Raw genomic sequence first — 23,155 nt, 5'->3', positions numbered from 1 at the left:
TATTGTCCTGACGGAAACAACAGCGGCAGGCGACTGGGTGTGGGACGGAAGGAGACCGGGCGCCCATGACCAACGGCGGCTCGAAATCCCGGGGGCGAACAGCGTTGATCATGCTCCTGTGGACCGCGGGGCTGCTGGTTGTAACGAACACCTCTTGGGCGGTGTGGTTTCGATTCGCCGGCGCGTCGACCTTCAATGGAAAGACGGTTCGCCATCAGGGGACGACGGTTGCCGTGCTTTCGCCCGGCGGACCAACTCTCATTCGTGTAACGGAGGGCGAGCCTACTGCGGCCGTCACGACGTGGCTCGTTGCGATTCTTCGAGTGAGCGATTCAGCGCCTTCCAATCGTCAGCCAAGTTATGAGGCGGTTGCGCCCGCCTGGCTCGAGCGCGCGACGCAGGCGGCTATTGAGCACAACGAGCGCTCCGCTGGTGTTGAACCGATCCGCTGGACGCATTACGCCGCAGTCGGTTGGCCGATGCGCCTGTTGTGGGTGGGTCGGCAACAGGATGAGTTTGGGTCGCGCATGCGGACGGTGCCGTGGCAGGGTGAACGTCGCCCGGCCGGCTCACCCGGCGTTGTGGTCATTAGGGGCGACTGGCCGCTCGGCGTGATATGGACCGGGCAGGCGCTGTGTGCGGCGATGTGGCTTGCCGTCGTTGCCACGTTCCCGCTTGGATTCAGCTTGCGCCGACGGTGGCGCCTGCGCCGGGGCCGATGCACCGCCTGCGGGTATCGTCTGGAGGGTAACACCAGCGGCGTGTGTCCGGAGTGCGGATTCAAAGTCCACGGAGACACCGCATGATGTCGCGGCTGCGGCGCTATCTCGTGCATGCCTTTGCCCTCCGGCGGCGAGCGGGCCGGCCGGCTCAGCAGCGCGTGCTGCCCCAGTGGTCGCAGTGGAACCAGGAGCCGGGCGATGCTCCGAGCGACCTTGTCCACTGGACCGACTTCGTGTGTGTGACGTGCGCCGCCTGTCGCGCGCAGCTTGAATATCTCGCGCGCGACGGCCACTGCCCGATATGCGGCTTTGCGGTGATGCAGTCGCTGGCGGTCGCTTCGCGCGTGCCGCGGCTCGTCGCGACTTCCATCTTTGCCATGGGCGGCCTGGGCGTGATGGCCATGCTCTATGCGCTGCTCGTGACGCCGTCGGCGTTCGGGGGTGTTTCGGATACAGCAGCTGACGCGAGCCTGGGTGTGCCAGTCTCGTTCTTCGTCGGCTGCGTCGTGGGCATGTGCAGCAGTCTGATGGTCGTGCCGCTGCTGGAGCGGCGCGACCTGCGATACGCCCTGCCGCTGGTCTACGGCGGCGCGGCGATCGTCACCATCGCATACATGGCCACGAGCCGATCACTGTATTACCCGCTCGATTCAGCCGTGCCGGCGTTCATTTCGGTGTGCCTGCTCAGCGTGCTCGCCGTATTCATCTGCCCGCCCTTCAGAGTCCCACGCGCCGGATTGTGCGAACGCTGCGGCTACGACCTCACGGGTAACACCAGCGGCGTGTGCCCGGAGTGCGGGGCGGCGTTTGAAGGAGGTATGAAGTCATGATGACGTGGAGCTGCGACAAGTGTGGCCGGTGGATCAGCGCGCCCGAGTCGATGATCGATCGGCAGGTGGAATGCCCCGCCTGCCGTGGAACCAACATCGTGCCGCAGGTGCAGCTGTCGCGCGACCCTGAGCAGTACATCCGGCCGTCGATGTGGAATTATGCCGACCAGGTCGTGATTGTTCGCACTATCGCTCTGGGCATCGCCGTGGGCGGAATCCTCAGCGCCATCGCATTTTGGGTGTTCGCCGCAATGATGAGCGGCTGACAAGCGGCGTCCGCTCTCACTCCTCCTCCTCCACCTCCACCACCACGCCCTCAGGCAGTGCATCGAGGAACTTGCGGCCGTAGAACTTGGTCACCACGCGCGAATCGAGCACGACGAAGCGTCCCGTGTCGGTCGTCGAGCGGATCAGCCGGCCGAAGCCCTGCTTGAAGCGGATCACAGCGCGCGGCAGCGAATCTTCCATGAAGGGGTTGCCCCCCCGCTGCTTGATGCGCTCGAGCCGCGCTTCGATGAGCGGCCGGTCGGGCACATCAAAGGGCAGGCGGGTGATGATGACGTTGCGCAGGTTGCGGCCGCGCACATCGACGCCCTGCCAGAAGCTCGCCGTGCCCAGCAAGACGCTGCGCTCATCTTCGCGGAAGCGCTTGAGCAGCAGACCGCGCGGCCCGTCCTGGCCGTGAATGAGCAGCGGAAACTCCTCGACGCCCGTCTCGCGGCACTCGACGAGCAGGCGATCGGCCACGTGGTTGAGCATCGCGAAACTCGTAAAGAGCACGAACGCCCCGCCGTCGGTGGCGCGGAGGTGATGGAGGATGCGCGGCACGAGCCGGTCGATGTACGAGCCGTCGCCGGGGTCGGGCAGGTCGCGCTCGATGATGACCTTGACCTGCCGGGCGTAGTCAAAGGGGCTGCCGAGTTGCAGTTCCTCGGCGTCGTCGCAGCCAAGGCGATTGCGCAGGTGCGAGAAGTCGCCGCGACCGGTCGTGAGCGTGGCGCTGGTAAGGATGATCGAAGGGCGCTTGGCGACGTTGCCTTGCGATGCGGGCGGCGCGGACGGCGGCGCGGGCGGCGCATCTTCATTATCAAAGGGCGCGCCGTCGAATGTCTCATCATCACCGCCTGCCGCTTGCGCCTTCGCCTCAGACTCAAACAGATGCTCGCGCAGCACGGGCCCCACTTCCACCGGCGAGCATGACAGGCTCACGCGGCGCGAAGCGCGATGCTCGCTGCGGGCCCCCACTTCGACCCAGTACACGCAGCCGCCCAGCGCCTGCTCGGTGAGCGCCGCGGCGTCGCCGGCGATAGCCGAGGACCGCTGCATGTACGAGTTGAGTTCGAACTTGTCTTCCTCGCGCTTGGCGCACTCCTTGAGCCGGCGCAGGCGCAGCGAAAGTTCCGTCGCGACGGGGCTGAGAAGATTCTCGACAAGATTCGGCTCGTGCAGGCGCACGGCCTGCTGGCTGCCGCGCCTGTGCTCGTAATACGCAATCCAGTTGTCAAACCAGGCGCGCATGGCGGCCCGGCACCGGCTCACGGCGTTGAGCGCCTGGTTGATGGCCTCGTCATCGCCATCTTCGAGTTCGAGCGAGGCCAGAAAGCCGCGCGGCCGGGTCTGCGCCCTGCTGCGCCGATCGGCGTAGAGCGCGTTGAGCAGATGCACCACGCGACCCTCGGTGAGCGACAGGCCGAAGTGTTCGGATGCGACGTCTTCAATGTTGTGTGCTTCGTCGAAGATGACGTGGTCGTAACGCGGCAGGAAGCCCACGCCCTGGCTGCGCAGCGCGAGGTCGGAGAAGAACAGCGCGTGGTTGCACACGAGGATGTTGGCTGCCTCCATGCGCCGCCGGGCGCTCTGGAAAAAGCACTTGCGATAGGTCGGGCAGCGCCGGCCCATGCAGTTGTCCGCGTCGGACTGCACGCGATCCCAGATGTCCGGCCGGGCCAGTTGCGGCAGCGTGGCCAGTGTGCCGTCGTTGGTTTCATACGCCCAGTCTTCGATCATGTGCAGGTCATCGAGCTGGGTGCGATCGGGAAAGAGCGTCTTCTGCCGCTCGCTGGCGAGTTTGAGGCGGCGGATCGAGAGGTAATTGCCGCGACCCTTGACGAGCACGGCGGTGAACTCCTCGGGCAGCGCCGCCTGGAGCAGCGGGATGTCCTTTTCCATCAACTGCTCCTGCAGACTGATGGTGTTGGTCGCGATGACGATGCGCTCGCGTGCGGCGACGGCGCGCTGAATGGCCGGCAGCAGGTAGGCGAAGCTCTTGCCCACGCCAGTACCCGCCTCGACGAGCAGGTGGCCGCGGGTCGCGAGCGTGTGCTCGACGGCCCGGGCCATCTCAGTTTGCTGTGGCCGCGCCTCGAATCCGCTGATGCGGCGGGCAATCGGCCCATCAGGCGCCAGCAGGCTGGTAATCGTCTCGGACATCCGGGGATTGTAAGGGCTCTGACCGCGATGCAGGCGGCGCCAGGCGCGCAGGTGTGGCGTCAGGCGACGGCGACGGCCGCGGCATCGGGCCGCAGCACCTGCCGCAGTTTGGTGTTGAACGCCTCGCGGCGCTCAGGCGGGATGACCACCACGAGCATCCTGATCGGACACAGCAGTGTGGGCCACGTCGTCGCATAGAAGCGGAGCGTGCAGAAGTGCGCATCGGGCGGGGAAAGATCCAGGTTCGAAATCGACAACTGTCCCAGCCGGTGCGCGAGCGAGCCGGACTGCGGATCGCGCTCTGAACTGACGGCCGAGCGCAGCGCGGACCACGGCAGCCGAATGATGCACCCATTGGGCGTGTGGATGATGATCCCGTCGGCCAGCATCCAGAAGCGGTGCATGACGTGCGGCGACGAGAAGTCGCGCACATGCCACACCAGTGCGCCGCCGAGCAGCGCGAGGGTAGCCGCAACGGTCAGGACGAACGCGGTGTTCGAGGAGAGGTAGCCGAAGTGAAAGGCCAGTCCCGTGGCGATGACGCACGAGCCGAAGACGACATTGAGCATCTGGGGGCCGGATGTGCTGAACGTGACTCGAGCGTCACTTTCCACGATGATGTCGTCCAGAGACAGGCCGCACTCGGGGCAGCAGCCCGAAGTGGCCTGCGGATCGAGCGGATAGCCGCACACCGGGCAGATGGCTTGCGGCGTGTCTGGGCCGATTTCGAAGGCAGGATCGGTCGCGGACATTCGTCGATTATAACGGAAGCCGCAATAGAACGGTCGCGTTACGGGAATTGCACGACCAGTCCCCCCACTTCCCCCATCGATTCGGGTACACTGGTTGCATGGCTGAGACGCTGGCGATTGTGTTTCTCGTGCTCTTTCTGCTCACTCTGGCCCTCGCCGCGTGGCTGGCGGTGGGCCGCTCGCGGTTGGCGCTGGCCGCGGCGCGGGTGCAGGAGGAGCTGCGGCATGGCCAGGCGGCCCTGGACCGGATCGAGCAGGATCGCCGCGCCGCCGCCGAGCGGGCCGAGCGGCTCGCGGTTGAACTCTCACAGGCGAGCCAGCGGGTCGCCGCCCTTGAAGCCCGCCAGGACGCCGACGAACGGGCCCATCAGCAGCGCCTCGCCGACCTTCAGGCGGCCCGGCAGCAACTTACCGACCAGTTCAAAGCGATATCGAGCGATATTCTCAAAGACAACAACGCCCGCGCCGCCGAGCACTTCGACCAGCGGCGCAAGGCGATTGATGAGATGATCAAGCCCATGCGCGAGTCGCTCGAGCGCTACGAGAAGATGCTCGGCGCGATTGAAAAGGACCGCGCTGCGTCGCACACGCGCCTTCACGAGCAGATCGAATACATGAAACAGACGGGCGAGACGCTCCGCCGCGAGACCTCGCAACTCACGCTCGCGCTCAAGGGATCGCAGACGCGCGGCCGGTGGGGCGAATTTCAGTTGCGGCGCATCGTCGAACTCGCGGGCCTGGCCGAGCACATCGATTATGTCGAGCAGCCCTCGCTGGAGGCGGCCGGCGGCGCGCGGCAGCGGCCGGACATGATCGTGCATCTGCCCGAGGGGCGCTGCATCGTTGTGGACGCCAAGGCGGTCATCGATGCCTACCAGGATGCGATTGGCGCCGAAACAGATGAAGCACGATCAGCGGCGCTCACGCGCCATGCGCGGCACGTGCGCGAGCAGGTCGTCTCGCTGGGCGGCAAGGCCTACTGGGAACAGTTTGATCATGCGCCGGATTTCGTGGTGATGTTCCTGCCGGGCGAATCGCACTTTGCCGAGGCGGTTCGCGTCGATCACACGCTGTTCGACGACGCGATGGCGCGCAACGTGCTCATCGCCACGCCGATGACGCTCATGGCGCTGCTCAAGAGCGTGGCGTACGGTTGGCGCCAGGAATCGCTCGCGGAGAACGCGCGCGAAATCATGAACCTCGGTTGCGAGATGCACCAGCGCCTGTGCACGCTGTGCGAGCACGCCGGCAAGGTCGGCGACGGGCTTGATCGCGCGATGCGGTCGTACAACGCCTTCGTCGGCTCGCTCGAGAGCCAGGCGATCGTGCAGGCGCGGCGTTTCGAGGCGCTGGGCGTGAAGTCATCAAAACAGGTTGCGGAAGCGACGCTCATCGAGACGCAGCCGCGCGAGTTCCGCCGCCTTGCCGCCGACGCCGATGCGGCGGTCAAAAACGGCGGCAGCGAATCGATCTGATTCGCTGCGCCGAAAGCGTGTGATGTTGCGAGAATATCAGGCGGCGGTGTACTGGCCGCGCGAAACCTTCTTGAACATCTTCGGATTTTTGATGAGCGTCTGGTTGACGATGGTGCGGAAGTTCTCAGAGTTGGTTTTGTAGCCGGCCTTCTGCACGGCGGCGGCGACTTCGGTCACCCCCATGGTTTTGCCCTTGAGCACCTTCTGCAGCGACTCGGTGAGCGTCATCGAATTCTCGGAGCGCGTCACAGCGCCGCGATTCGTCCCGCGCGCCTTGCGCCCGCGCTTGCCCGTCTTGTGGGTCTTGCCGGTCTTGCTCGTCTTGCGCTTGTTCTTGCTGCCGCGCGGACGGCCGGGGCCGCGGCGAACCGTGACAGGGCCGAAGGCTTCGAGTTCGGCGTCGAGTTGCGCCAGTTCCGCGGCGATCTTTTCGCGCTGAGCCATGAGTTTGCCCAGTTGATTCTGGCGCCGATCGAGTTCCCGCCGGAGATCGATCGAGGAGATTCCGCTCAGTTTGCGTTTTGCCATTTGCTGCCTTTATCGATGTCAGTCCGATACGCGCTGCCGCTTCGACGCGACCACACATCAGCGTCCGGCATTGCACAGTTGAATTACATCGAATCCAGAGAAAATGGAATTCGACGGCAATGTTAGTAAATGCATTCCGCCAGGTCCAATGCAATGCGCACCCACCGCGCGCGAACCGGGGCGGCTCCGCGGTCGGCCTCCTTATCTGGCGCACGCAACCAAACGGGCGGCGAACAAAGCGCGCGTGGCGCGCCAACTCAGCCGCGGCGCTCAGCACGCGCCAGAAACGCCTCGAACTCTTCGAGCGTGCGGAAGGTGAAGATGACCTGCCCGCTTGTGCGCGAGCGCGAGGCGATGCGCGCCGGCAGCGCCAGCGCCTTGGAGAGGCGCTCTTCGAGTTCGGTGATGTGCGCGGCCTTGGATGACTTGGCCGAAGCGCGCGGCGAGCCGGCCTGCGCCGCGGCGAGCGATTCGACCTCGCGCTCGAGCCGGCGCACCGTCCAACCTTGCCGCAACACGCGCAGCGCCAGCGCCCGGCGGCGCTGAGAGTCGCCAATGGCCAGCAGCGCCTTGGCATGACCCTGGCTCAGCCGGCCCGAGCGGACGTCGGCCTTGGTGTCGTCATCTAAGTTATTGAGGCGTATGGTGTTAGCGACGCTGGAGCGGTCCAGGCCGATGCGCTCGGCGATTTGAGAGTGCGTCAGGCCGAATTCAGTGACCAGCGATTGAAACGATTCGGCGCGCTCGATCGGGTCAAGATCTTCGCGCTGCAGGTTCTCAACAATCGCCCATTCGGCGGCCTGCGAGTCGGGAAGATTGCGGACGAGCGCCGGAAGTACTTGCAGGCCAACGAGTTGCGCTGCACGCCAGCGGCGCTCGCCAGCGATGAGCTCGTAGCCTCCCCCCTTTCGAGGCCGCACGAGAACCGGCTGCATCACTCCGGACTGGCGGATCGAGGCGGCAAGCGATTCGAGCCGCGCGGGGTCGATCTGCTTGCGCGGCTGATAGCGGTTCGGCTGAATCTCCCCCACCGCAATGCTGCGCAGCCCCGAGTCAGATTCCGCCGGCGCGGTCTCCGCGGGCGGGCCGGTGGGTGCGGCGACTTGGACGGGATCCGGGGGCTCCACGGCTGGACGATGATCGGCGGTCACGCTGATCGGCTGGCTCATCAGGCTGGCCAGGCCGCGACCAAGCCGCTTGCGGTTCCGGGCGCCGGCAGAGGAATCGACCATCCCTGGTCCTTTCGCAAAGGAAGTGTGAAGGGCCGATCGAATCTAGCGCGGTGTGCGGAGGCAGGCAAGATGTTCCACGTGGAACACTCCCCACATTGCCCACTTCTCGTGTTCCACGTGGAACACCGGCCAACGGCAGCGGCGAGAGGGTGTGCCGCTTAAGCCCCCTGCCAGAATCGCCGATCTTGGCCCGGAACGTCTGTGCAGATCCGACCGGTAGCCCCCAATGCCCTACGACGCCAAACTCGACCACGACCGCGATGTGCTCCTTGGCCGGATCCGCGAGATGGAGTCGCAGATTCAGCGCCTGGAGTCAGATCTCGATCGCACGAGCCGCCTGGCCACGCTGGGGATCCTCGCCGGGATGATCGCGCACGAGTTCAACAACCTGCTCACGCCGGTCATGAGCTACTCTCAGCTCGCCATCGCCTCGCCGGATGACCGCGAACTGGTCACCAAGGCCCTGACACGCACCGTGGATGGCGCCGAGCAACTGAGCCGCATCGCCAGCGCGATCCTGGGCTTCCTGCGTGATGACGATCAGCTGGCGGATGCCGATGTGAATCGCGTCGTCGATCTCACGCTCGAGTGCATGGCCAAGGACCCGCAGAAGGCGGGCGTCCGGCTCGTTCGCCGCATCCCCAGCGGCCTGCGCGCGGGAATACGGCCGATCTGCCTCCAGCAGGTGCTGCTGAATCTCTTCCTCAACGCCATCGAAGCCATGCGCGGCAGCGGGGGGGAACTTCGCCTCGACTCCGAGATCGAGGCCCGAGGCCAGGTGCGGCTCATCGTCGCCGACACCGGCTGCGGCATGTCGCGCGAGATGGTGGAGCAGGCGTTCACGCCGCTCAAGAGCCGCCCGCGCGAGGCGGTCGATGGCGGCGGAGTAGCCTCGCCGCGCCGGGGCCACGGCCTGGGCCTGGCGATCTGCAAACGCCTCGTCGAAGAAGCGGGGGGCGACATCGACCTCCACAGCGCCCCGGGCCAAGGCACGACGTTCTGCATCCGCCTGCCGGCGCCGAGGCAGAACCAGTCGCGCAGGTCGGCGTAGGTCCGATAACCATCTGCGGAGGCGTCGGTCCACACTCGCGAGGCGTGTCGATGGCGTGCTTAGACTCTCGAGCGGGAGCGCCTCACATGCACACGCAGCAGCACGCCACGGGCGACCACTCCTCTCGATCAATCCCGGCTTGGCGGCCACATCGTCGCGCCTGCCGGTTGGCCGCGTACTTTCTCCTCGGCGCCGTTCTGTCGCTGGTGATGGCGCTGGGTGGCGCGCTTCTTGGAATGCCCGCGATCTCCAAGCAAGAGCGGTTCCGCATCCCGGCGGACGGTGAACAGTGGTGGGAGTACTTCTCCGCGCGCTCATGGATCGCGGATGCGGTCATCATGAACTGGGAGTCGTTGCGTTGGGATGAGGTCATCGCCATTCCGAGGGCGGTGAGGATGCCGGCCTTTACTGGGCCGTTGCTTCAGGCTGGCCGTGGCGCGTGCTCGCCGAACACTGGTGGGACATTGACGAGAGCCGCGTGCTGATGATCAGCAAGCCTCGCATGCACTCTTATCTCATGATGAATCCATCAGGCGGTCTCTTCAACGGTGTGCAACCCTACCCGCGCATCATTCCAACCGAACCGCTGTGGGTACCGCTGCTGATGAGCAGTGCGCTGTATGGCGCCGCCTTGTTCGCAGCAGTGTGCGGCTCAACTCGCGCAAGAGCATGGTTGCGCACGCGGCGCGGACGGTGTGAGGCATGCAACTATGACATCCGTGCCTGCGCGGGCGCTGTGTGCCCCGAGTGCGGCTCCCCTTTTGGGGCGCGGCAGTAACTCGCGCGCGGGCCCGCGTGGGCTGGCAGTCCTGTGCGGCGGCAAAGGACTATCCTTGGCCGACCTCAAGAGCAGGAGCAGCAGCGACAACTCCACCACGCAGCAAGGCGCCTGAACATGACGCACAAACTCACCATGGCGAATGTGTGCCTGCATATCAGCGCTGCCGTCTATGCGCTGTTCGCAGGGTTGATGTGGAGCTTCTCGGAGGTGATATTCGAGGACGATCCCGAATACGCCGGGGTTGTCGGCGCGGCGCTGTCGGTGTTCTGCATCGCGTTGATCATCGGAATCGAGTTTGTTGCGTGGGGGATTCGGCGGCGCAAGTTCTGGGCCTGGATCGCCGGGCTGTGCATCTTCGGCATCTACCTCCCATCGCTGTTTCTGCCGCTGGGCGCCTTCGGGCTGTGGGGTCTGCTCGATCGCGGCTCGCGCGCCGAGTTCGGCGTCGGCTGAGTCACACTCGCATTGCCGACTCTGTGTTCTCGACAAGGCACCGGCACGCCGCACTCCATGCTGAGCCAGTGAGCAAAAGCATTGGCGCGCGGGTGGTCGTACCAGCGGGCCACCGCCTCGAGGCGCTCGCGGCCATCGTCATCGCGCCACACGATCACCACGCCAAAGCAGATGTTCTGCCGGTGACCGAAATCGCGCACCGGCTCGCCGACGACCAGACGCAGCGGCTTGTAGACTTTGGGCCCGAACGTCTCATCACTCAGCATCGGCGTGTCGTGCCGGGCGAATTCCTCGGCCGGCACAATCGCACTGATGCTCGCCAGCGGCAGCAAAACACGATCGACCCGCCCGCACGAGCGCGGCAGCGATGCGCTCGCGCTCACGCGATCGATAATGAGATCGTACTCGCCGCTTTCGTTGGTGAGATGCCGGCGATAGCCCATCGCCACCGAGACGCCGATCACGATGATGACTTCGATCGCCACCCACGGCAACGGCACCTGGTGCGAGGGCAGCACGGCGGCGATTCCGACGTACACGAGACAGCCCAATAAGCCCAGGCCGATAAGCCACGCGACAAACGACATGAACGCGCTCGATTCGGCGAGTCGCACGACGGTCGATTCCGCGTCAGTGCGCACGCAGACTCGCGCGAGGCGGAGAAGTTCATCCTGCGTGTCGCTGCGTTGCACGGCGTGCGCTCCCCGTGACGGTGATCGTGCAGTGTAGAGCCATCGTGGAGCAGCGGGCGGATGATGGCGCTGTGTTTCAAAAACTGATGGCGATGCTGATCGACGCACTACTGAAACGAAGCGCCCCCGGTCAGGAGACCGGGGGCTTTGGATGAATTCAATCTGCTTCGCTCCGGCGCAGCGCTGCTTCAGCGCATGCCGCCGTTGCGGACGTAATCGAGGAACATCTGGCGATCGATGCTGTTGATCGTGCCGTTGCCATCCCAGTCGGCGGCGGGATTGAAGCCCTGCTGGCCGCTGTTCTTGCCCATCTGCTGCTGGAAGAGCACGCCGTCGGCGCGGGTGATGTTCAGATCGCCGTCGAGGTCGCCGAGGTGGACCGCGCCGAGTTCCCAGCCGGCCTTGACGCTGCGGTTGCTCGCGCGGTCGTGCAGGAAGACGGTGACGCCGAGTTGCTCGACGTCATGGATCCACGAGTTATTCGAGAGGTCGTATTCCTTGATGAGCGTGTACTGCTCGCCGGCCTGCAGGGTCGGCAGCGTTTCGTAGAAGACCTGCTGCACGTGGTTGTTGTAATGAGTCAGACCGTTGCTGCAGAAGACGAACCAGTTCGACTCGTGCACGTGCACGCGCAGCTCGTAGTTGCTCAGGTTCTGGTCCGCCTGGAACTTGAGGCCTACGCGCACAATGCTGTTGGGCTTGAGTTTCCACCGGCCGATGATGCTGCCCGAAGTCGGCAGGCTCTGGCTGTTGCGCACATAGGTGTCGATGGTCTGATCCGAGGGCGTGCCGACGGAGAAGTAGGTGCCCTGGAAGAGGAACGAGGGAATGGCGTTGACGCCGACTTCGCCCTGGCGGCGGGTGGCGTCGCCGTGCGTATAGCGGTCGGCGATGCTCCAGGTGAGCAGCGAGACCTCATCGCCCCAGCGATCCTGCATGCGCTCCATGGCGTAGAAGCCGCCCACGCACGGGCCGCACCACTCCGCGGTGAACTCCTCGACGATCACGGTGCGCCGGGTGACGCCTTCGGCGGCGGCGAATGCGGCGGAGGCAAAGCAGACGGCCGCGAGCGAGCCGGCCAGCAGTTGAGTCGAACGTGCAGTCATTCCCAAATCTCCTTCAGCGTTGGATGGCTGGTCATCCTGGTTGACCGGTGACGCCGGCGCCACGTGCCGACGGTTGAACTTTCTCGTGCAGCCGGGTCAGATCGGATCCTCTTCGTCGCGCAGGTTCTTGAATCGTTCGATGAACTCGGTCTTGGTCATGGAAGACACCGCGGCGTCGGGCGTGAGGATGTTGAGCGACTCGCCGGTGTGGATGAACGGCAGCCACCAGCCGTCCAGATCCGCCTCCGCGTTAAGTTGCGAGGTGTCGCTGCCCTTGACGAATCCCAGTCCCCAGGTCATGTCCGACGCGAGGAAGTGCCGGTTTTGATGCACGTCGCGGCGGCGGTTCTGGCTGGCCCAGTTGGCGAGGCCGTAGTCGATCGGATAGCCGCACTTGCGCTTCTCAAGTTCGCTGCGGTCGATCTTGTTGCTCGGGCAGCGGAAGAAGGTCGTGATCTTGGCGGATGGATTGAGGTTGGGCGACTGCGGGTCGTCGAACTGCTCGGGCAGACGGGAATAGTCGAAGGGGTTCTTGACGGGGATGCCGAGATACGGCACGACCATGGACGCATAGCCCGACTGCCAGTACAGCGGGCACTGCTCGGCCGGCCAGGGAATCTTCCACTCGGCCGGGTCATCGGCATTGGAGGGATCGACCAGCGGCAAGGCGCGCGGGTAGAGGTCCTGATAGTCATCCGCGTACAACTCCATCGCCGTGGCGACCTGCTTGAGGTTGTTGGCGCAGGTGGCAGTGCGGCTGGCCTCGCGGGCCCGCGACAGCGCGGGCAGGAGCAGCCCGATGAGCAGGGCGATGATTGAGATGACCACCAGCAGTTCGACGAGGGTGAAGCCCCGTGCGATCGACTTGTGCGAATTGTTCTGCATACCACACCTCTCTCGGGGCCTGATCGGGGCCGGACGAGTTCGAAACCTGCGACGCCTGATCCGACGCTGTGCGACGCCGGCGCGCGCAACCACCGCCTTCGTCGGGCGGTCAGATACCTTCAGAATACCCGTATATCCGCATGGTGCAAGGGGAAATCCGCTCAACTGGCCGCGAATCTTTGCTTTTTCCGGGCTTGGCGGCCCGGACGCAGCCTTTTGGCAATCTCAGGCGGGCGCCGCGGCAAGCGAGCGCGGCGGCTGCGTCTCGGCCCGGACCGGCGAATCGCCCGACTCAAAGCGCACCTCGACGTCGATGTCGAACAGTTGCAGCAGACCGACGACCTGCCGCACCACGGCCAGGCGGGCCTCCTGCTCGTAACGCCGCGCGTGCGTCTCGTAGAGGTGCTGGGCTTCATCCTGGGCCCGGACCATGAGGTCCTTCTGCGCCGGGGCGTCCATGCGGAACACGTCGAGCAGGCCCAGCAGTTTGCCCGACTGGATGTCGTAGGGCGTGACGTCGATGAGCCGCAGCGAGCCGTCGATGGCGGGCAGGGTGAGGCGGTACTGCTTGCCGCCGAGATGTTCCACGTTGGTCTCGCGCAGGCGGGCGAGATCGACGAAATACTGCTTTTCAAAGCAGAAGATCATCGCCAGCCGGGCCTGGCTGAGCAGCAGGGGAGGCAGCCACGACAGGCCGCGCGTCTGCGTCACGATTTCCTTGGACATGACCTCAAGGCCGATGAGCTTGCCCACGGCTCGCACCCGTTCGGCGATGACGTGGGTGGTGACCGTCGGCGCCGCGTTGCCGGCCAGGCGCCGCAACAGCACCCATGCCCCGAGAGCACCCAGCGCGACCGACAGAATGCTGATGACGATGGTGGTAAACATGGCCGAACAATCTTAGTGCCGCCCGCCGGACTTGTTCGGCAGCAGAAGCCCGAGATTTCTAGCCGGCGCTTCTGTGAGGTCCGAAAACGGCTTTGGTCGGTCGCCCTCCACCGGCTCTGGTGACGCGTGGCATGGCGTCGCGCTTCGCTGGGCTGAGCCTGTCGCAGTTCCGTCCGAATGCCCCGCGTGCAGTCGCGAGCGGCATGGCGGGGGCGTGCTGCGTGGCAGATCGTCGGCACGCCGAGGGTGTGATCGCCCGCAGACGGGGGTGAAGCGAGTCTTCGAGCCACCCCCGGGAAGCGATTCAAGTTCCCCTGAATTCCGGAGGAGTTCTCGTGGCGTGAGCGTCGGCCGCGTCATGAGGCTTCGGCGCAGCGGGCGCGCCAAAGTGTCTGGTCGCGACCTGCAGGCTTCACGCTCAAAGTTGATCCTTGATCTCTTCGAGAATCGTGCGCGAGAGGTCTTCGTTGCCGAACACATCCACGCGGATGCGGATGCGCGTCGTCGAATCCGTCTCGCGGTTGAGGTGGATTTGGATTTTCTTGTCCTCGGCGGTGCGCGAGACCTGCTCGGCGGCGAGGGCGTCTTTGCTGCTCTCGGTTACGGTGAATTCGAGATCCTCGATCGCGGCCTGCGTCGCCTCCCACGTGTCATCGAGGCTGGCTTCGACGACGGTGTCGAGTTCGCCGTTGACGTAGGCCACGGTGCCGACGCCCGCCGCGGCGCCGACGACCAGTGCCGCGCATCCGGGCGCAAGGACCGCGGCGAGTGACAGAGCGATCGCACCGACGAAGGCAAAGGGCAGCGCTGCTTTCATTTGTTGCGCCTTTCTGAGCAGGATTCATTGACCATGCGGCGCCGCCTAGCGCGAAGCTATCGCAGCACCGACAGAAAATGGTACGCGCAGGCGCATGGCGCCCCATGAGCAGCAGGGGGCCGAAAGTGCTGATCGCTGCGTGGGGAAACTGCTCAGTCGTAACGCCGGATCACGCCGATCACCACGCCCTGGATCTGGCAGTCGCTGACGATGATCGGCTCAAAGTCAGGGTTGGACGGCTGGAGGCGGATGCGGCCGTGCTCCTTGTAGAAGCGCTTGAGCGTCGTCTCGCCGTTGGGCAGCATGGCCACGACGCGCTCGCCGTTGCGGGCGGTTTCGCGGCGGTGGATGAGGACGTAGTCGCCATCCCAGATGCCTTCATCGCGCATCGACTCGCCTTCGACCTGCAGGGCGAAGACCGCGCCCGACTGGCCGCGGCGCGGGCCGAAGAAGTCTTCGAGATCGAGTTCATCGCGGTTCTCGACCTTCTCGATCGGATAGCCGGCGGCGATGCGGCCCACGAGCGGGAAGCGCATCGGCCGTCCTTCATCGGGAACGACCGAGTCGTTACGGATGGCCAAAGAGCGAGCCTTGTTCGGATCGCGCACGAGCGCTCCCTTGCGGATGAGCGCCTCGACGTGCTCGAAGACGGTGACTTTGCTGACGCCGAGTTCGTCGGCCATTTCCTGCAGCGTCGGGGAATAGCCAGACCGGGTGCGCCGGTCGCGGATGATCTGAAGGATGCGAAGTTGCTTGGGCGTGAGATTCATGGCGATTCCTTTCCGATACTCGATGGAGTCGATCAGGCGCTGCATCCGCTGCGCGGGCGGCGCCGGCCGGCTGATGGAGCGCGGCGGAGGTGTGGAGGACGGAGGTGCGGGGGGCCGAAGTGTGGGTGGCGGCGGCGGCCGGCGTCGCGAGGCGCGCCAGATGCCCGGCGAGTCGCCGGCGCGATGACACGATCCATCCGACGACGGCGTTGGACGGCGCCCACGAGGGGCCGGTCTTGATCAGTTGCGTGCCGCGCGGATCCGGGTGATATTCGCAGGTGAAGTCGCCGCCGGGGCCGAGGATGAGCAGGGGGGTGGCCATGGGTGCATCGCCTCTCAGTTGCGGGCCTCGAAGCGATGAACGGAGCAGCGCGCGGCGGCGGGGAGATCGGTGCGCTGCGCAGCGTGGTGCGGCGCTGGCTGATGCGGCGCGGGCTGACGCGGCGCGGGCTGACGCGGCGCGGGCGCGTACCGCACCCGCGGGCGCTGCGCCGGTCGGTGCGATGGCGATGGTCGTCGTGTGGCATGCTCCCGCTCCTGCTGACCGGCTCGATCAGCGGGCTGTGTGTGCTGCGCGAGGCGCCCACGGCCCGCGGCGTGCCGGGCTGGACCGGCCAGTCCGACAGGCGGGCTCTGCTCGCCGGGTCCCGCGCCGACGGGTCGCGCTGGCGCGGACAGCACTGAATTGAGTCGCGGGCTCTGGCCGACCATGGCCGCTCCGGTTCGAATCCGTTCGAGACCAGTGTGTTTCCCGCCCCGGCCGTGTGGCCGAAGCGGCCGGCGTCTCCCACGCCGCCCAAACCCGCGGACTCCGCCGCTCGCGGTGAATATACCCTATCAAAGGCCGCACTTCAAGCCCAAAAACCAAACTTAAGCCAAAATTAATCCGGTTTTCGCCGAGGACGGTGGGTAACTAGGTAGTTTTCCACAATCTGGGCGATCAGGGCCGCTGACAAGAGCGTCAAAGCCGCTCCTTCGCCTCGCGCGCCCGAACCCGCACATTTTACCTCTTTCGCCTTAACCCCCTCGGTCCGGGAACCGATGGGTGTGGGGGCGTCTCGTCTGCGGACGCCGGTTCGGAGCCTTGGCTATGGGAATGCTGGGTCGAATAACGGCGGGATGGGGGCGTGTGCGGCGCGGCCGGGCTGTTGAAGTCGCCGCACCTTCTGAGGTCGCCGCGCCGTCGCCGCTGGGCGAACGGGCCCCCGCGTCGGCCTCGGCGGGCGCCTGCCGCGCCAATCACAAACCTCTGGAGCGGTGCGAGCGCCAGGCCCGCGCCATGCTCGCGGCCGGCGATACGGCTGGAGCGCTCGACTTTGCCGAGCGCCAGGCGGCGCCGACGTCGGCCTCGCGCCTGCTCATCAATGCCTGCCGCACGCTTGCCGGGCGGCGCGTCGAGGCTCAACTCGATCTCGTCGAGTGGTCCAAGCGCTCGTGCTGCCCGATGGATGCGCGGCTCATGCTCGCGCTGCTGCAGATCGACGAGGGCGATCGGGCCCGGGCCATCGCCACGCTCAATCGCAACCTGGCGCAGATCGACGATCCGAAGACCCTCCAGGCGATCATCCTTATTCAACTCGAGCGCGGCGACGCGGCCGAGGCGCAGCGATGGGCCCAGCGGCTCCAGAACCTCGCGATCAACTGGACGGACCGGCCCGCGGTGAGCGCGTGGCTGGGCGCGTTGGGACTGCCGTGTGCCGATGCCTCGGCCGAGCCGCCTGATGCGCTCGTCGAGCAACTGGCGCTCGAACTGCTTGCGTGCGAATCGATCATCGTGTCGCTGGAGGCGGCGGCGCGCTACGACGGCTCGCAGCCGCGCGCGCTGCTGCTGCTTCGCGCGCTTGAGTCGGCGTTCGACCGGCTCGAATCGCCGGGTTCGGCGTGCGAAGCCATGGCGCGGCTGGCGCTGACGCTCAATGACACGGCCACGGCGCGGCGGTGGATCGACGCGGGCCTGCGGATCAACCCGCTCTGCGCGCCGCTGGCGATCCTGCTGGCTGAACTGCCCGCGGCGGAGGAGGCGGGCGATGAGCGGCAGAATCTGCTCGCGGGCGTCCACGTCCTGCCGAGGCGCAGCGAACAGATCGAAGCGCTCGACCTGGTCATCCGCGCGCACCCCGACTGGAGCGACGTGCGCAAGGCCCGGCGGCGACTGGAGGCGGCATGAGCACGATCCAATGTCCAGCGCGGCTCGAAGTGGCGCGGCTGCTGCGGCAGGCGCGGTTCAACTGGCGCCTCAGCCGGCTCGGTGAAGCGCTCGACACGCTCGAACCCGTCGTGCGCCTTGTCGAAGAAGAGTGCGAGCTTATGCCCTCGCCGCGCCAGGCGGAGCAGCGCGAATCAGTTTCGCCGCGGCAGTGCTGGGCGCTCGGGGCGACGCGGCTGGCGGCGCAGTGCGCCTATCTCGCCGGCCGGCACGAGCGGCTCGCGCATCTGATCCGCGTCGCGCAGCGGCGCTTCGGCGACGACGCGACGCTGCTGCACATCGCGGCTCGTGCGGCGATGGATGAAGGGCGAGTCGACGAAGCACTCGCGCCGGCCCGGCGGGCGTGCGCGCTGGCGCCGCGGCGGGCCCGGCTGCTCGAATGGCTCGGCCGCGCCGAAGCGCGCGCGGGAAACATCAAAGAGGCTCTCGACGCCGTACGCGCTGCAGCCAGTCTGCGGCCGCGTCGCGCGAGCCTGCGCATCGAACTGGCCGAACTCGCGCTGGCGAATGAAGAGCATGATCTCGGCCTGGCGGCGCTGGGGGCATTGATCGATCCGCCGTGCCTGCTGCACGCGCGCCTGCTCGCGGGCGCCGGGCGGTGGCGCGAAGCGGTGGAGATGTACGACCGCGTGATCGACGCCGGGCACGCGACGCCCGCGTTTCAGTCGATCTCGCCCACGCACGTGGCGAGCATGGCGCTGCGACGGCCCAATCGCGGCCTCGTCGGCGACGCCGATCTGCTCCGCGCGTCAATCGAGCGCATCGAAGTGCTCGAGCGCCTCGGCGATCGGGAAGCGCTGCAGGCGCTGGCGGATGCGGAAGTCGATGACCCGTTCCGCTGCGGCGCGGTGCTCGTGCGGCTGGCGGAGAGCATGCTGAACATGGATGATGCGCCGCGATGCGTGCGCCTGGCGCGGCGGTGTCGCACGGGCGGGCAGGCGCCGATGGCGCTCGCGCTGCTGTCGGTGGCGGCGGCGCTGCTGGGTAGGCGGATGCTCGCCGAACGCTGCCGGGCGCGGCTGGGCGTGCGCGATCAGTCGCTGCTGGCGCGGGCCTGGCGGCGCGGACTCATGGCGCAGATCATCGCAGCGCAGACGTCGTGCGAGCGTGCGGGCGCCGATCCGACGCAGAGCGTGCTCGAGCCGCTGCTCAGCCACGCGACGAACGTGCTGGGCGAAGTGCTCGAGCAGTCGCCGCATTTTGCGGATGTGCACTTCCATCGCGGCAACTGCCTCAGCGCGCTCGGCCGCGAGCGCGAGGCGGCCGAGGAAGTGAACGAAGCGCTGCGCATCAATCCAAACTATGCAGACGCCCGCCGCCTCGCGGCTACCCTCCAGCACGCGGCTTGAACATCGGACCCATGCACTCTCCCAGAGATGAAGCGCTCCGCCCGCAGAGCCTGCGCGTCGCGGCTAACTGGGTGCGCCGACGGCGGGACTCCTGGATCTGTCTTGGCTTTGTGGCTTCGTGCCTTGGCGTCTTCGTGCTGGAACATTCGCCGCCCGACGGTGGCTTTACGCGGCGCGGGTGACGGGGTCGGTCGTGACGACGTGGTAACCCGGCGGGATGAGGCACAGGTCGCTCTTGGACCACGTCTTGCCGCATTCCGGGCAGCGGACGCGCTGGGCGGCGTCGCTGGGGTCGAGCTGGCCGATGAGTTGATAGCCGCAGTGCCGGCAGCGGGTGGTGGGCTCGAGCACGGTGACTTCGAAGTTGAGAAAGAGCGTGACGAGCGCCCAGCACAGTTCGATCCAGCCGATGGTGGTGGTGCTGCGCAGGCCGCCGTACCACGCGGCCCCGCCGATCACCGCCAGGCCGAACATGAGCGACCACCAGAAGGCAAAGTCGGTGAGCATGCGGCGGATGCGCAGGGAGATGCGGTTAATCTCCATCTGCTTGAGGTGATGGTAATGGCTGCCGTAGCGCCGGGCCGTGGCGCTCAGGTGCAGCCAGAGGCTGGCGGTGTAGCCGGCGATCATGAACGTGGAGACGGACAGTTCAATGCTGCTTTGCCACGCGTACATCGCGCCGGCGGCAAGCGAGCCTGAGACAAGGCCGATAAGACCGGCCTTGGGCGATGACCAGGCGTCCGGTATGGCGTGTGCGCGAACCACTGCCTCACGGGTATCGGCCATTTGGCCTTTGGGCTGTGGCGCAGCGCGTCGATTCGGCGTCACGCAGGTTCGTCTGAGGATGCGGCGGGCAGATGGATGACAAAGTCCGAGCCGCGACCGGCTTCGGCGTGAACCTCGATCGACCCTCGATGCTCTTCGATGATGCGCCGCGTGGTGGCCAGGCCCAGGCCCGTGCCGCCCTTCTTGGTCGAGAAGTACGGCTGGAAGATGCTCTTGAGATGCTCAGGCGCGATGCCCGGGCCGGTGTCGGTCACGTGGATGCAGTGCATCGCCGCCTGCCCGTCGCGCGGCCTGGCGGATGCGGAGGCTTCGACGCGGATCATCAGTTCGCGGCTGCGCGTGTCCTTGGCCGGCAGGGTTTCCAGCGCCTGCACGGCGTTGATGAGCAGGTTGAGCAGCGCCTGCTTGAACAGCGCCGAATCCACGCGCGCCACGGCGGGCTGGCGGGCCAGCGTCGTGCGCAACTGCACCCCCGCCGCCAGCGCCTGAGGCAGGAAGAAATCGATGAGTTCATCGACGAGCACGTTGAGATCGTGCGGCTCGGGGTCGAGGCGGATCCGGCCGGCGAACTGGAGAAAGTCGGTGAGAATGCCCTTGAGCCGATCAGCCTCGCGGCGGAGCGATTCGGTGCGGCGGATGATGCGCTGGCGGGCGTCATCAGCCACGTTCAGTTCGGCGACATCTTCGGCCAGCAGCTGGGCGTTGAGGCTGAGCGTCGAGAGCGGGTTCTTGATCTCGTGCGCCAGGCCGCCGGTCATCGTGCCCAATTCGGCCAGGCGCTCGGCGTCATCCATGCGGCGCTTGGCGATGCGGGCGCGGCGGTCCTGCTCGCGGCGCATGATGAGCAGCAGCGGCGCCGCGAGGATGGCGCACACGAGCATGCCGCCGAGGAAGATGAATACGTGAGTCCACATGAAGACATGCCGCCGACGCGAGTGGAGGTTAGTTTAGACGGCTCGGCGGGCGCTTCGCCTCACGGCTCGCGGGGCGCCGCGTAGTTCCACGTCAGGCGCATGATGAGCAGGGGCAGGCGGCTGCGCTGGCGCGAGAGGTCCTCGACGAGCGGGGCATCGCGCGCGATCTCCTGCGGCGACGGTTCGCGGTGCAGCAGCAGTTCATAGAGCAGGGCGACGCGCTGCGGCGGCTCGAGGTCGCGCAGGCGCTTGCGAAACTCGTCGCTGTCGAGGAAGTCGCGCGCGATGGACAGCAGTGGGAGACCATCGAGGCGCTGGCGCGTGTACGCGGCGAGTCCTGGCTCGTCCGGCTCGCGGCCAAGGTAATCGCGATAGAACGCGGCGACGTGGTCGCGCGCCGCGGCCGGCTCGCTGGAGACCGGGCGCTCGCCCAGCGCGACGGCCACGCCGATCGGCGCCGCCAGCGCCATCCACCACAGGATCAGTTCCCGCCAGTGCATGCTGGGCCTGGCGCGCAGGCTCGCGAATTCGCCGGTCTCGATCCACTTCGCCAGCGCCTGGCCGGTGAGCAGCGCGACCATCCAGCCGATCATCGCGCCGGCGAAGAGGTCGCTGGGAAAGTGGGCGTACGTCTGCAGCCGGGCCCAGCAGACGAACAGCGCCACCACGATCCACAGAGCCGTCGAGCGCGACTTCTGACAGGCGAAGACAAACGCCACCGTCCAGACGAGCGTGGCGTGGCCGGATGGGATCGCACCATGCACGAGCGAGAAGGGCGAGAAGAGCAGCGATGAGTCGCCGTGTGTGGGCCGCACGCGCCCGATGATCCACTTGAGCAGATGCGCGATGATCGCCTGCAGCGGCAAGGCGAAGATGAGTTGCCGCATCGCGCGTCGATTGAACGCCAGGCCGACGAGCAGGGCCGCGTAGGGCACGACGCGATTGCACCACGCGCTGCCGAGATGCTCCAGGTCGCTCAGTCGCCACGGCCAGTTGATCGAGGCGTGCCAGCGGACCAGCGCGGCGTCGGTCAGCAGCAGGAGCGAAAGAACAACCGTGGCCAGCAGTGGCGCTGCCAGAGGGTTGAGGCGCAACGATGGGCTGGCGTCGGGTTTCATCCGGCTGGCGCGACGGTAGGCGGGCTGTGCCGGGCATTCCCGCGGGCAGCCTCGACCTACACTCATCGCGCATGGCTGATGATCTGACCATCCGCGCGTTTCAGGATCTCATCCGGCAGCGCTACTACGCCACGGACAGCGCGCGCGGCAGCGCGGCGACGTTCCTCTGGTTCAGCGAGGAAGTCGGCGAACTGGCGCACGCCCTCGGAGAAAAGCACCGCGGTAGAGAGGATCGCGCCAACCTCGAGGAGGAGTTCGCGGATGTGCTTGCCTGGCTGTGTACGTTGGCGAACATCAATGACATCGACCTGGCCGAAGCGCTGAGCAAGTACACCGTGGGTGGCGGGCCGCAGGGCACCAAGTCGTGAGCAGCAATCGCGTCGAATCCATCTTCGCCGGGCACCGGAGCGCCGGGCGGGCGGCCCTGATGCCGTTCATCACCGCCGGCTTTCCCGATCTGGAAACTACGGCCTCGCTCATACCCGCGCTCGAACGCGCCGGTGCGAGCATTTGCGAGATCGGACTGCCGTTTTCGGATCCGATTGCCGATGGCCCCGTGATCGCGGCGAGCATGCACGAAGCGCTGCAGCGAGGCCTTCGCCTGTCGCACGTGTTCGAGACGATCCGCGCTGCGCGGCCGCACACCAAGATGGGCCTGGTGGCGATGGTGAGCTGGTCGATCGTGCAGCGGCGCGGAACAGAGGCGTTTATTAAGGAATGCGCATCAGCGGGCTTCGACGGCTTCGTTTTTCCCGATCTGCCCCTGGAGGAATCGGATGAGGCGCGGGCGCTGGCGAAGTCTGCCGGGCTGACGTGCTCGCTGCTCATTGCGCCGACCACGCCGGCCGAGCGTGCTGAGGCGATCGCGCGGGCCTGCACGGGCTTTGTCTATCTGATCGCGAGAACGGGGATCACCGGCGTGCGCTCCGATGCGCCGGAGATTGAATCGCGCGTCGTGGCGCTGCGGGCGGTCACGGACCTGCCCATCGCGTGCGGCTTTGGCATCGGTTCAGCGGATGCGGTGCGCGCGGTGACACGGCACGCCGACGCGGCCATCGTCGGCAGCGCGATCGTCAAGCGGCTCGCCGATGTGCGCGAGGCGCCGGTGCAGCAGCGGATCGCCGTGGTCGAGGAATTCGTGCGCCAACTCGCAGCCGGGCTCGCACAGCCGGGGCGGGTATCCACGGGCGGTTGATGACATAGCCCGTCATTCCTGCGCAGAGCCTGCCCCTGCCTGCGCAGGGGCGGGCTCTGCGCAGGCATGACGAAAAGCGTCCGGCGAAGGCTGGTGTTTGGCGAACGCCGGTTCCTCCCCCTTCGACGAGCTCAGGGTCTCTCAGACAGGCGCGGCGCGCGTCTCGGCCTTCGGC

25 protein-coding genes are annotated in these 23,155 nt (G+C 66.5%); 12 read left to right on the top strand and 13 right to left on the bottom strand.

Annotated elements, in window-relative coordinates:
• The first annotated feature begins 110 nt into the window (after positions 1-110).
• From IT430_11600 to IT430_11590, 3 genes are read left to right on the top strand one after another with little or no spacing between them, the layout of a single operon-like run.
• The gene (locus tag IT430_11600; protein ID MCC6908580.1) at positions 111-806 is read left to right on the top strand and encodes a hypothetical protein; all 696 of its coding nucleotides are present in this window, start codon (positions 111-113) and stop codon (positions 804-806) included.
• The gene (locus tag IT430_11595) at positions 803-1,552 is read left to right on the top strand and encodes a hypothetical protein (GenBank protein ID MCC6908579.1); all 750 of its coding nucleotides are present in this window, start codon (positions 803-805) and stop codon (positions 1,550-1,552) included. The genes IT430_11600 and IT430_11595 overlap by 4 nt, the downstream gene beginning before the upstream one ends.
• On the top strand, positions 1,549-1,818 hold the full coding sequence (locus tag IT430_11590) for a hypothetical protein (protein MCC6908578.1): 270 nt from the start codon (positions 1,549-1,551) through the stop codon (positions 1,816-1,818). The genes IT430_11595 and IT430_11590 overlap by 4 nt, the downstream gene beginning before the upstream one ends.
• A 16-nt stretch (positions 1,819-1,834) precedes the next feature.
• Here the strand turns inward: IT430_11590 and IT430_11585 are convergent, their stop codons facing one another.
• Complete coding sequence (locus IT430_11585) at positions 1,835-3,982, bottom strand: DEAD/DEAH box helicase (protein ID MCC6908577.1); 2,148 nt, start codon at positions 3,980-3,982, stop codon at positions 1,835-1,837.
• A gap of 59 nt (positions 3,983-4,041) precedes the next feature.
• Complete coding sequence (locus IT430_11580) at positions 4,042-4,734, bottom strand: hypothetical protein (GenBank protein MCC6908576.1); 693 nt, start codon at positions 4,732-4,734, stop codon at positions 4,042-4,044.
• Between the two features lie 98 nt (positions 4,735-4,832).
• Here IT430_11580 and rmuC point away from each other — a divergent pair, with 98 nt between their 5' ends.
• Positions 4,833-6,209, top strand: a complete 1,377-nt coding sequence (gene rmuC / locus IT430_11575) for a DNA recombination protein RmuC (protein ID MCC6908575.1) — start codon at positions 4,833-4,835, stop codon at positions 6,207-6,209.
• Positions 6,210-6,245: 36 nt separating this feature from the next.
• Here the strand turns inward: rmuC and IT430_11570 are convergent, their stop codons facing one another.
• Together IT430_11570 and IT430_11565 are read right to left on the bottom strand one after the other, a co-directional pair.
• Positions 6,246-6,737: a hypothetical protein gene (locus IT430_11570; protein MCC6908574.1), complete on the bottom strand. Its 492-nt coding sequence runs from the start codon at positions 6,735-6,737 to the stop codon at positions 6,246-6,248.
• A 257-nt stretch (positions 6,738-6,994) separates the two neighbouring features.
• Complete coding sequence (locus IT430_11565) at positions 6,995-7,969, bottom strand: ParB/RepB/Spo0J family partition protein (GenBank protein ID MCC6908573.1); 975 nt, start codon at positions 7,967-7,969, stop codon at positions 6,995-6,997.
• Between the two features lie 226 nt (positions 7,970-8,195).
• Here IT430_11565 and IT430_11560 point away from each other — a divergent pair, with 226 nt between their 5' ends.
• The 3 genes from IT430_11560 to IT430_11550 all read left to right on the top strand — a co-directional run bounded on the left by IT430_11560 (position 8,196) and on the right by IT430_11550 (position 10,254).
• On the top strand, positions 8,196-9,020 hold the full coding sequence (locus IT430_11560) for a HAMP domain-containing histidine kinase (GenBank protein ID MCC6908572.1): 825 nt from the start codon (positions 8,196-8,198) through the stop codon (positions 9,018-9,020).
• Between the two features lie 86 nt (positions 9,021-9,106).
• Entirely contained in the window at positions 9,107-9,505 is a 399-nt protein-coding gene (locus IT430_11555; GenBank protein MCC6908571.1) for a hypothetical protein, read from the top strand.
• Positions 9,506-9,915: 410 nt separating this feature from the next.
• Positions 9,916-10,254, top strand: a complete 339-nt coding sequence (locus IT430_11550; protein MCC6908570.1) for a hypothetical protein — start codon at positions 9,916-9,918, stop codon at positions 10,252-10,254.
• On the opposite strand, the gene IT430_11545 is transcribed toward IT430_11550, so the two are convergent.
• The 6 genes from IT430_11545 to lexA form a co-directional block, all read right to left on the bottom strand.
• Positions 10,164-10,946: a hypothetical protein gene (locus tag IT430_11545; protein MCC6908569.1), complete on the bottom strand. Its 783-nt coding sequence runs from the start codon at positions 10,944-10,946 to the stop codon at positions 10,164-10,166. The two genes, IT430_11550 and IT430_11545, sit on opposite strands and share 91 nt — an antisense overlap.
• Positions 10,947-11,134: 188 nt before the next feature.
• Complete coding sequence (locus IT430_11540; GenBank protein MCC6908568.1) at positions 11,135-12,052, bottom strand: dockerin type I repeat-containing protein; 918 nt, start codon at positions 12,050-12,052, stop codon at positions 11,135-11,137.
• A gap of 96 nt (positions 12,053-12,148) precedes the next feature.
• Positions 12,149-12,937: a DUF1559 domain-containing protein gene (locus IT430_11535; protein ID MCC6908567.1), complete on the bottom strand. Its 789-nt coding sequence runs from the start codon at positions 12,935-12,937 to the stop codon at positions 12,149-12,151.
• A 225-nt stretch (positions 12,938-13,162) separates the two neighbouring features.
• Positions 13,163-13,825: a DUF4230 domain-containing protein gene (locus IT430_11530; protein ID MCC6908566.1), complete on the bottom strand. Its 663-nt coding sequence runs from the start codon at positions 13,823-13,825 to the stop codon at positions 13,163-13,165.
• 418 nt (positions 13,826-14,243) lie between these two features.
• Positions 14,244-14,642: a DUF3568 family protein gene (locus tag IT430_11525; protein ID MCC6908565.1), complete on the bottom strand. Its 399-nt coding sequence runs from the start codon at positions 14,640-14,642 to the stop codon at positions 14,244-14,246.
• 152 nt (positions 14,643-14,794) lie between these two features.
• Positions 14,795-15,412 (bottom strand): transcriptional repressor LexA, encoded by a 618-nt coding sequence (lexA, locus tag IT430_11520; protein MCC6908564.1) that lies wholly within the window; start codon positions 15,410-15,412, stop codon positions 14,795-14,797.
• 324 nt (positions 15,413-15,736) lie between these two features.
• Between lexA and IT430_11515 the strand changes: the two genes are divergently transcribed.
• The 3 genes from IT430_11515 to IT430_11505 all read left to right on the top strand — a co-directional run bounded on the left by IT430_11515 (position 15,737) and on the right by IT430_11505 (position 18,967).
• Positions 15,737-16,096 carry a hypothetical protein gene (locus IT430_11515; protein ID MCC6908563.1) on the top strand — a complete coding sequence of 120 codons (360 nt, stop codon included), beginning with the start codon at positions 15,737-15,739 and terminating at the stop codon, positions 16,094-16,096.
• Positions 16,097-16,508: 412 nt separating this feature from the next.
• A complete protein-coding gene (locus IT430_11510) occupies positions 16,509-17,579 on the top strand; it encodes a hypothetical protein (GenBank protein ID MCC6908562.1) in 1,071 nt (356 codons plus the stop codon).
• Positions 17,576-18,967 (top strand): tetratricopeptide repeat protein, encoded by a 1,392-nt coding sequence (locus IT430_11505; GenBank protein ID MCC6908561.1) that lies wholly within the window; start codon positions 17,576-17,578, stop codon positions 18,965-18,967. The genes IT430_11510 and IT430_11505 overlap by 4 nt, the downstream gene beginning before the upstream one ends.
• A 165-nt stretch (positions 18,968-19,132) precedes the next feature.
• Here the strand turns inward: IT430_11505 and IT430_11500 are convergent, their stop codons facing one another.
• The 3 genes from IT430_11500 to IT430_11490 are packed head-to-tail and all read right to left on the bottom strand — an operon-like array spanning position 19,133 to position 21,785.
• Complete coding sequence (locus IT430_11500; protein ID MCC6908560.1) at positions 19,133-19,753, bottom strand: hypothetical protein; 621 nt, start codon at positions 19,751-19,753, stop codon at positions 19,133-19,135.
• Positions 19,754-19,791: 38 nt separating this feature from the next.
• Positions 19,792-20,667, bottom strand: a complete 876-nt coding sequence (locus IT430_11495) for a hypothetical protein (GenBank protein ID MCC6908559.1) — start codon at positions 20,665-20,667, stop codon at positions 19,792-19,794.
• A 59-nt stretch (positions 20,668-20,726) separates the two neighbouring features.
• Complete coding sequence (locus IT430_11490; protein MCC6908558.1) at positions 20,727-21,785, bottom strand: phosphatase PAP2 family protein; 1,059 nt, start codon at positions 21,783-21,785, stop codon at positions 20,727-20,729.
• A 71-nt stretch (positions 21,786-21,856) separates the two neighbouring features.
• Between IT430_11490 and IT430_11485 the strand changes: the two genes are divergently transcribed.
• Positions 21,857-22,153: a hypothetical protein gene (locus tag IT430_11485; protein ID MCC6908557.1), complete on the top strand. Its 297-nt coding sequence runs from the start codon at positions 21,857-21,859 to the stop codon at positions 22,151-22,153.
• Positions 22,150-22,980: a tryptophan synthase subunit alpha gene (locus IT430_11480; protein MCC6908556.1), complete on the top strand. Its 831-nt coding sequence runs from the start codon at positions 22,150-22,152 to the stop codon at positions 22,978-22,980. Before IT430_11485 ends, IT430_11480 begins: the two co-directional genes overlap by 4 nt.
• The last annotated feature ends 175 nt before the right edge of the window (positions 22,981-23,155 follow it).

The sequence above is a fragment of the Phycisphaerales bacterium genome (assembly GCA_020852515.1).
Classification (GTDB): Bacteria; Planctomycetota; Phycisphaerae; order Phycisphaerales; family UBA5793; genus UBA5793.
This window is presented reverse-complemented; position numbering and strand designations above follow the sequence as displayed.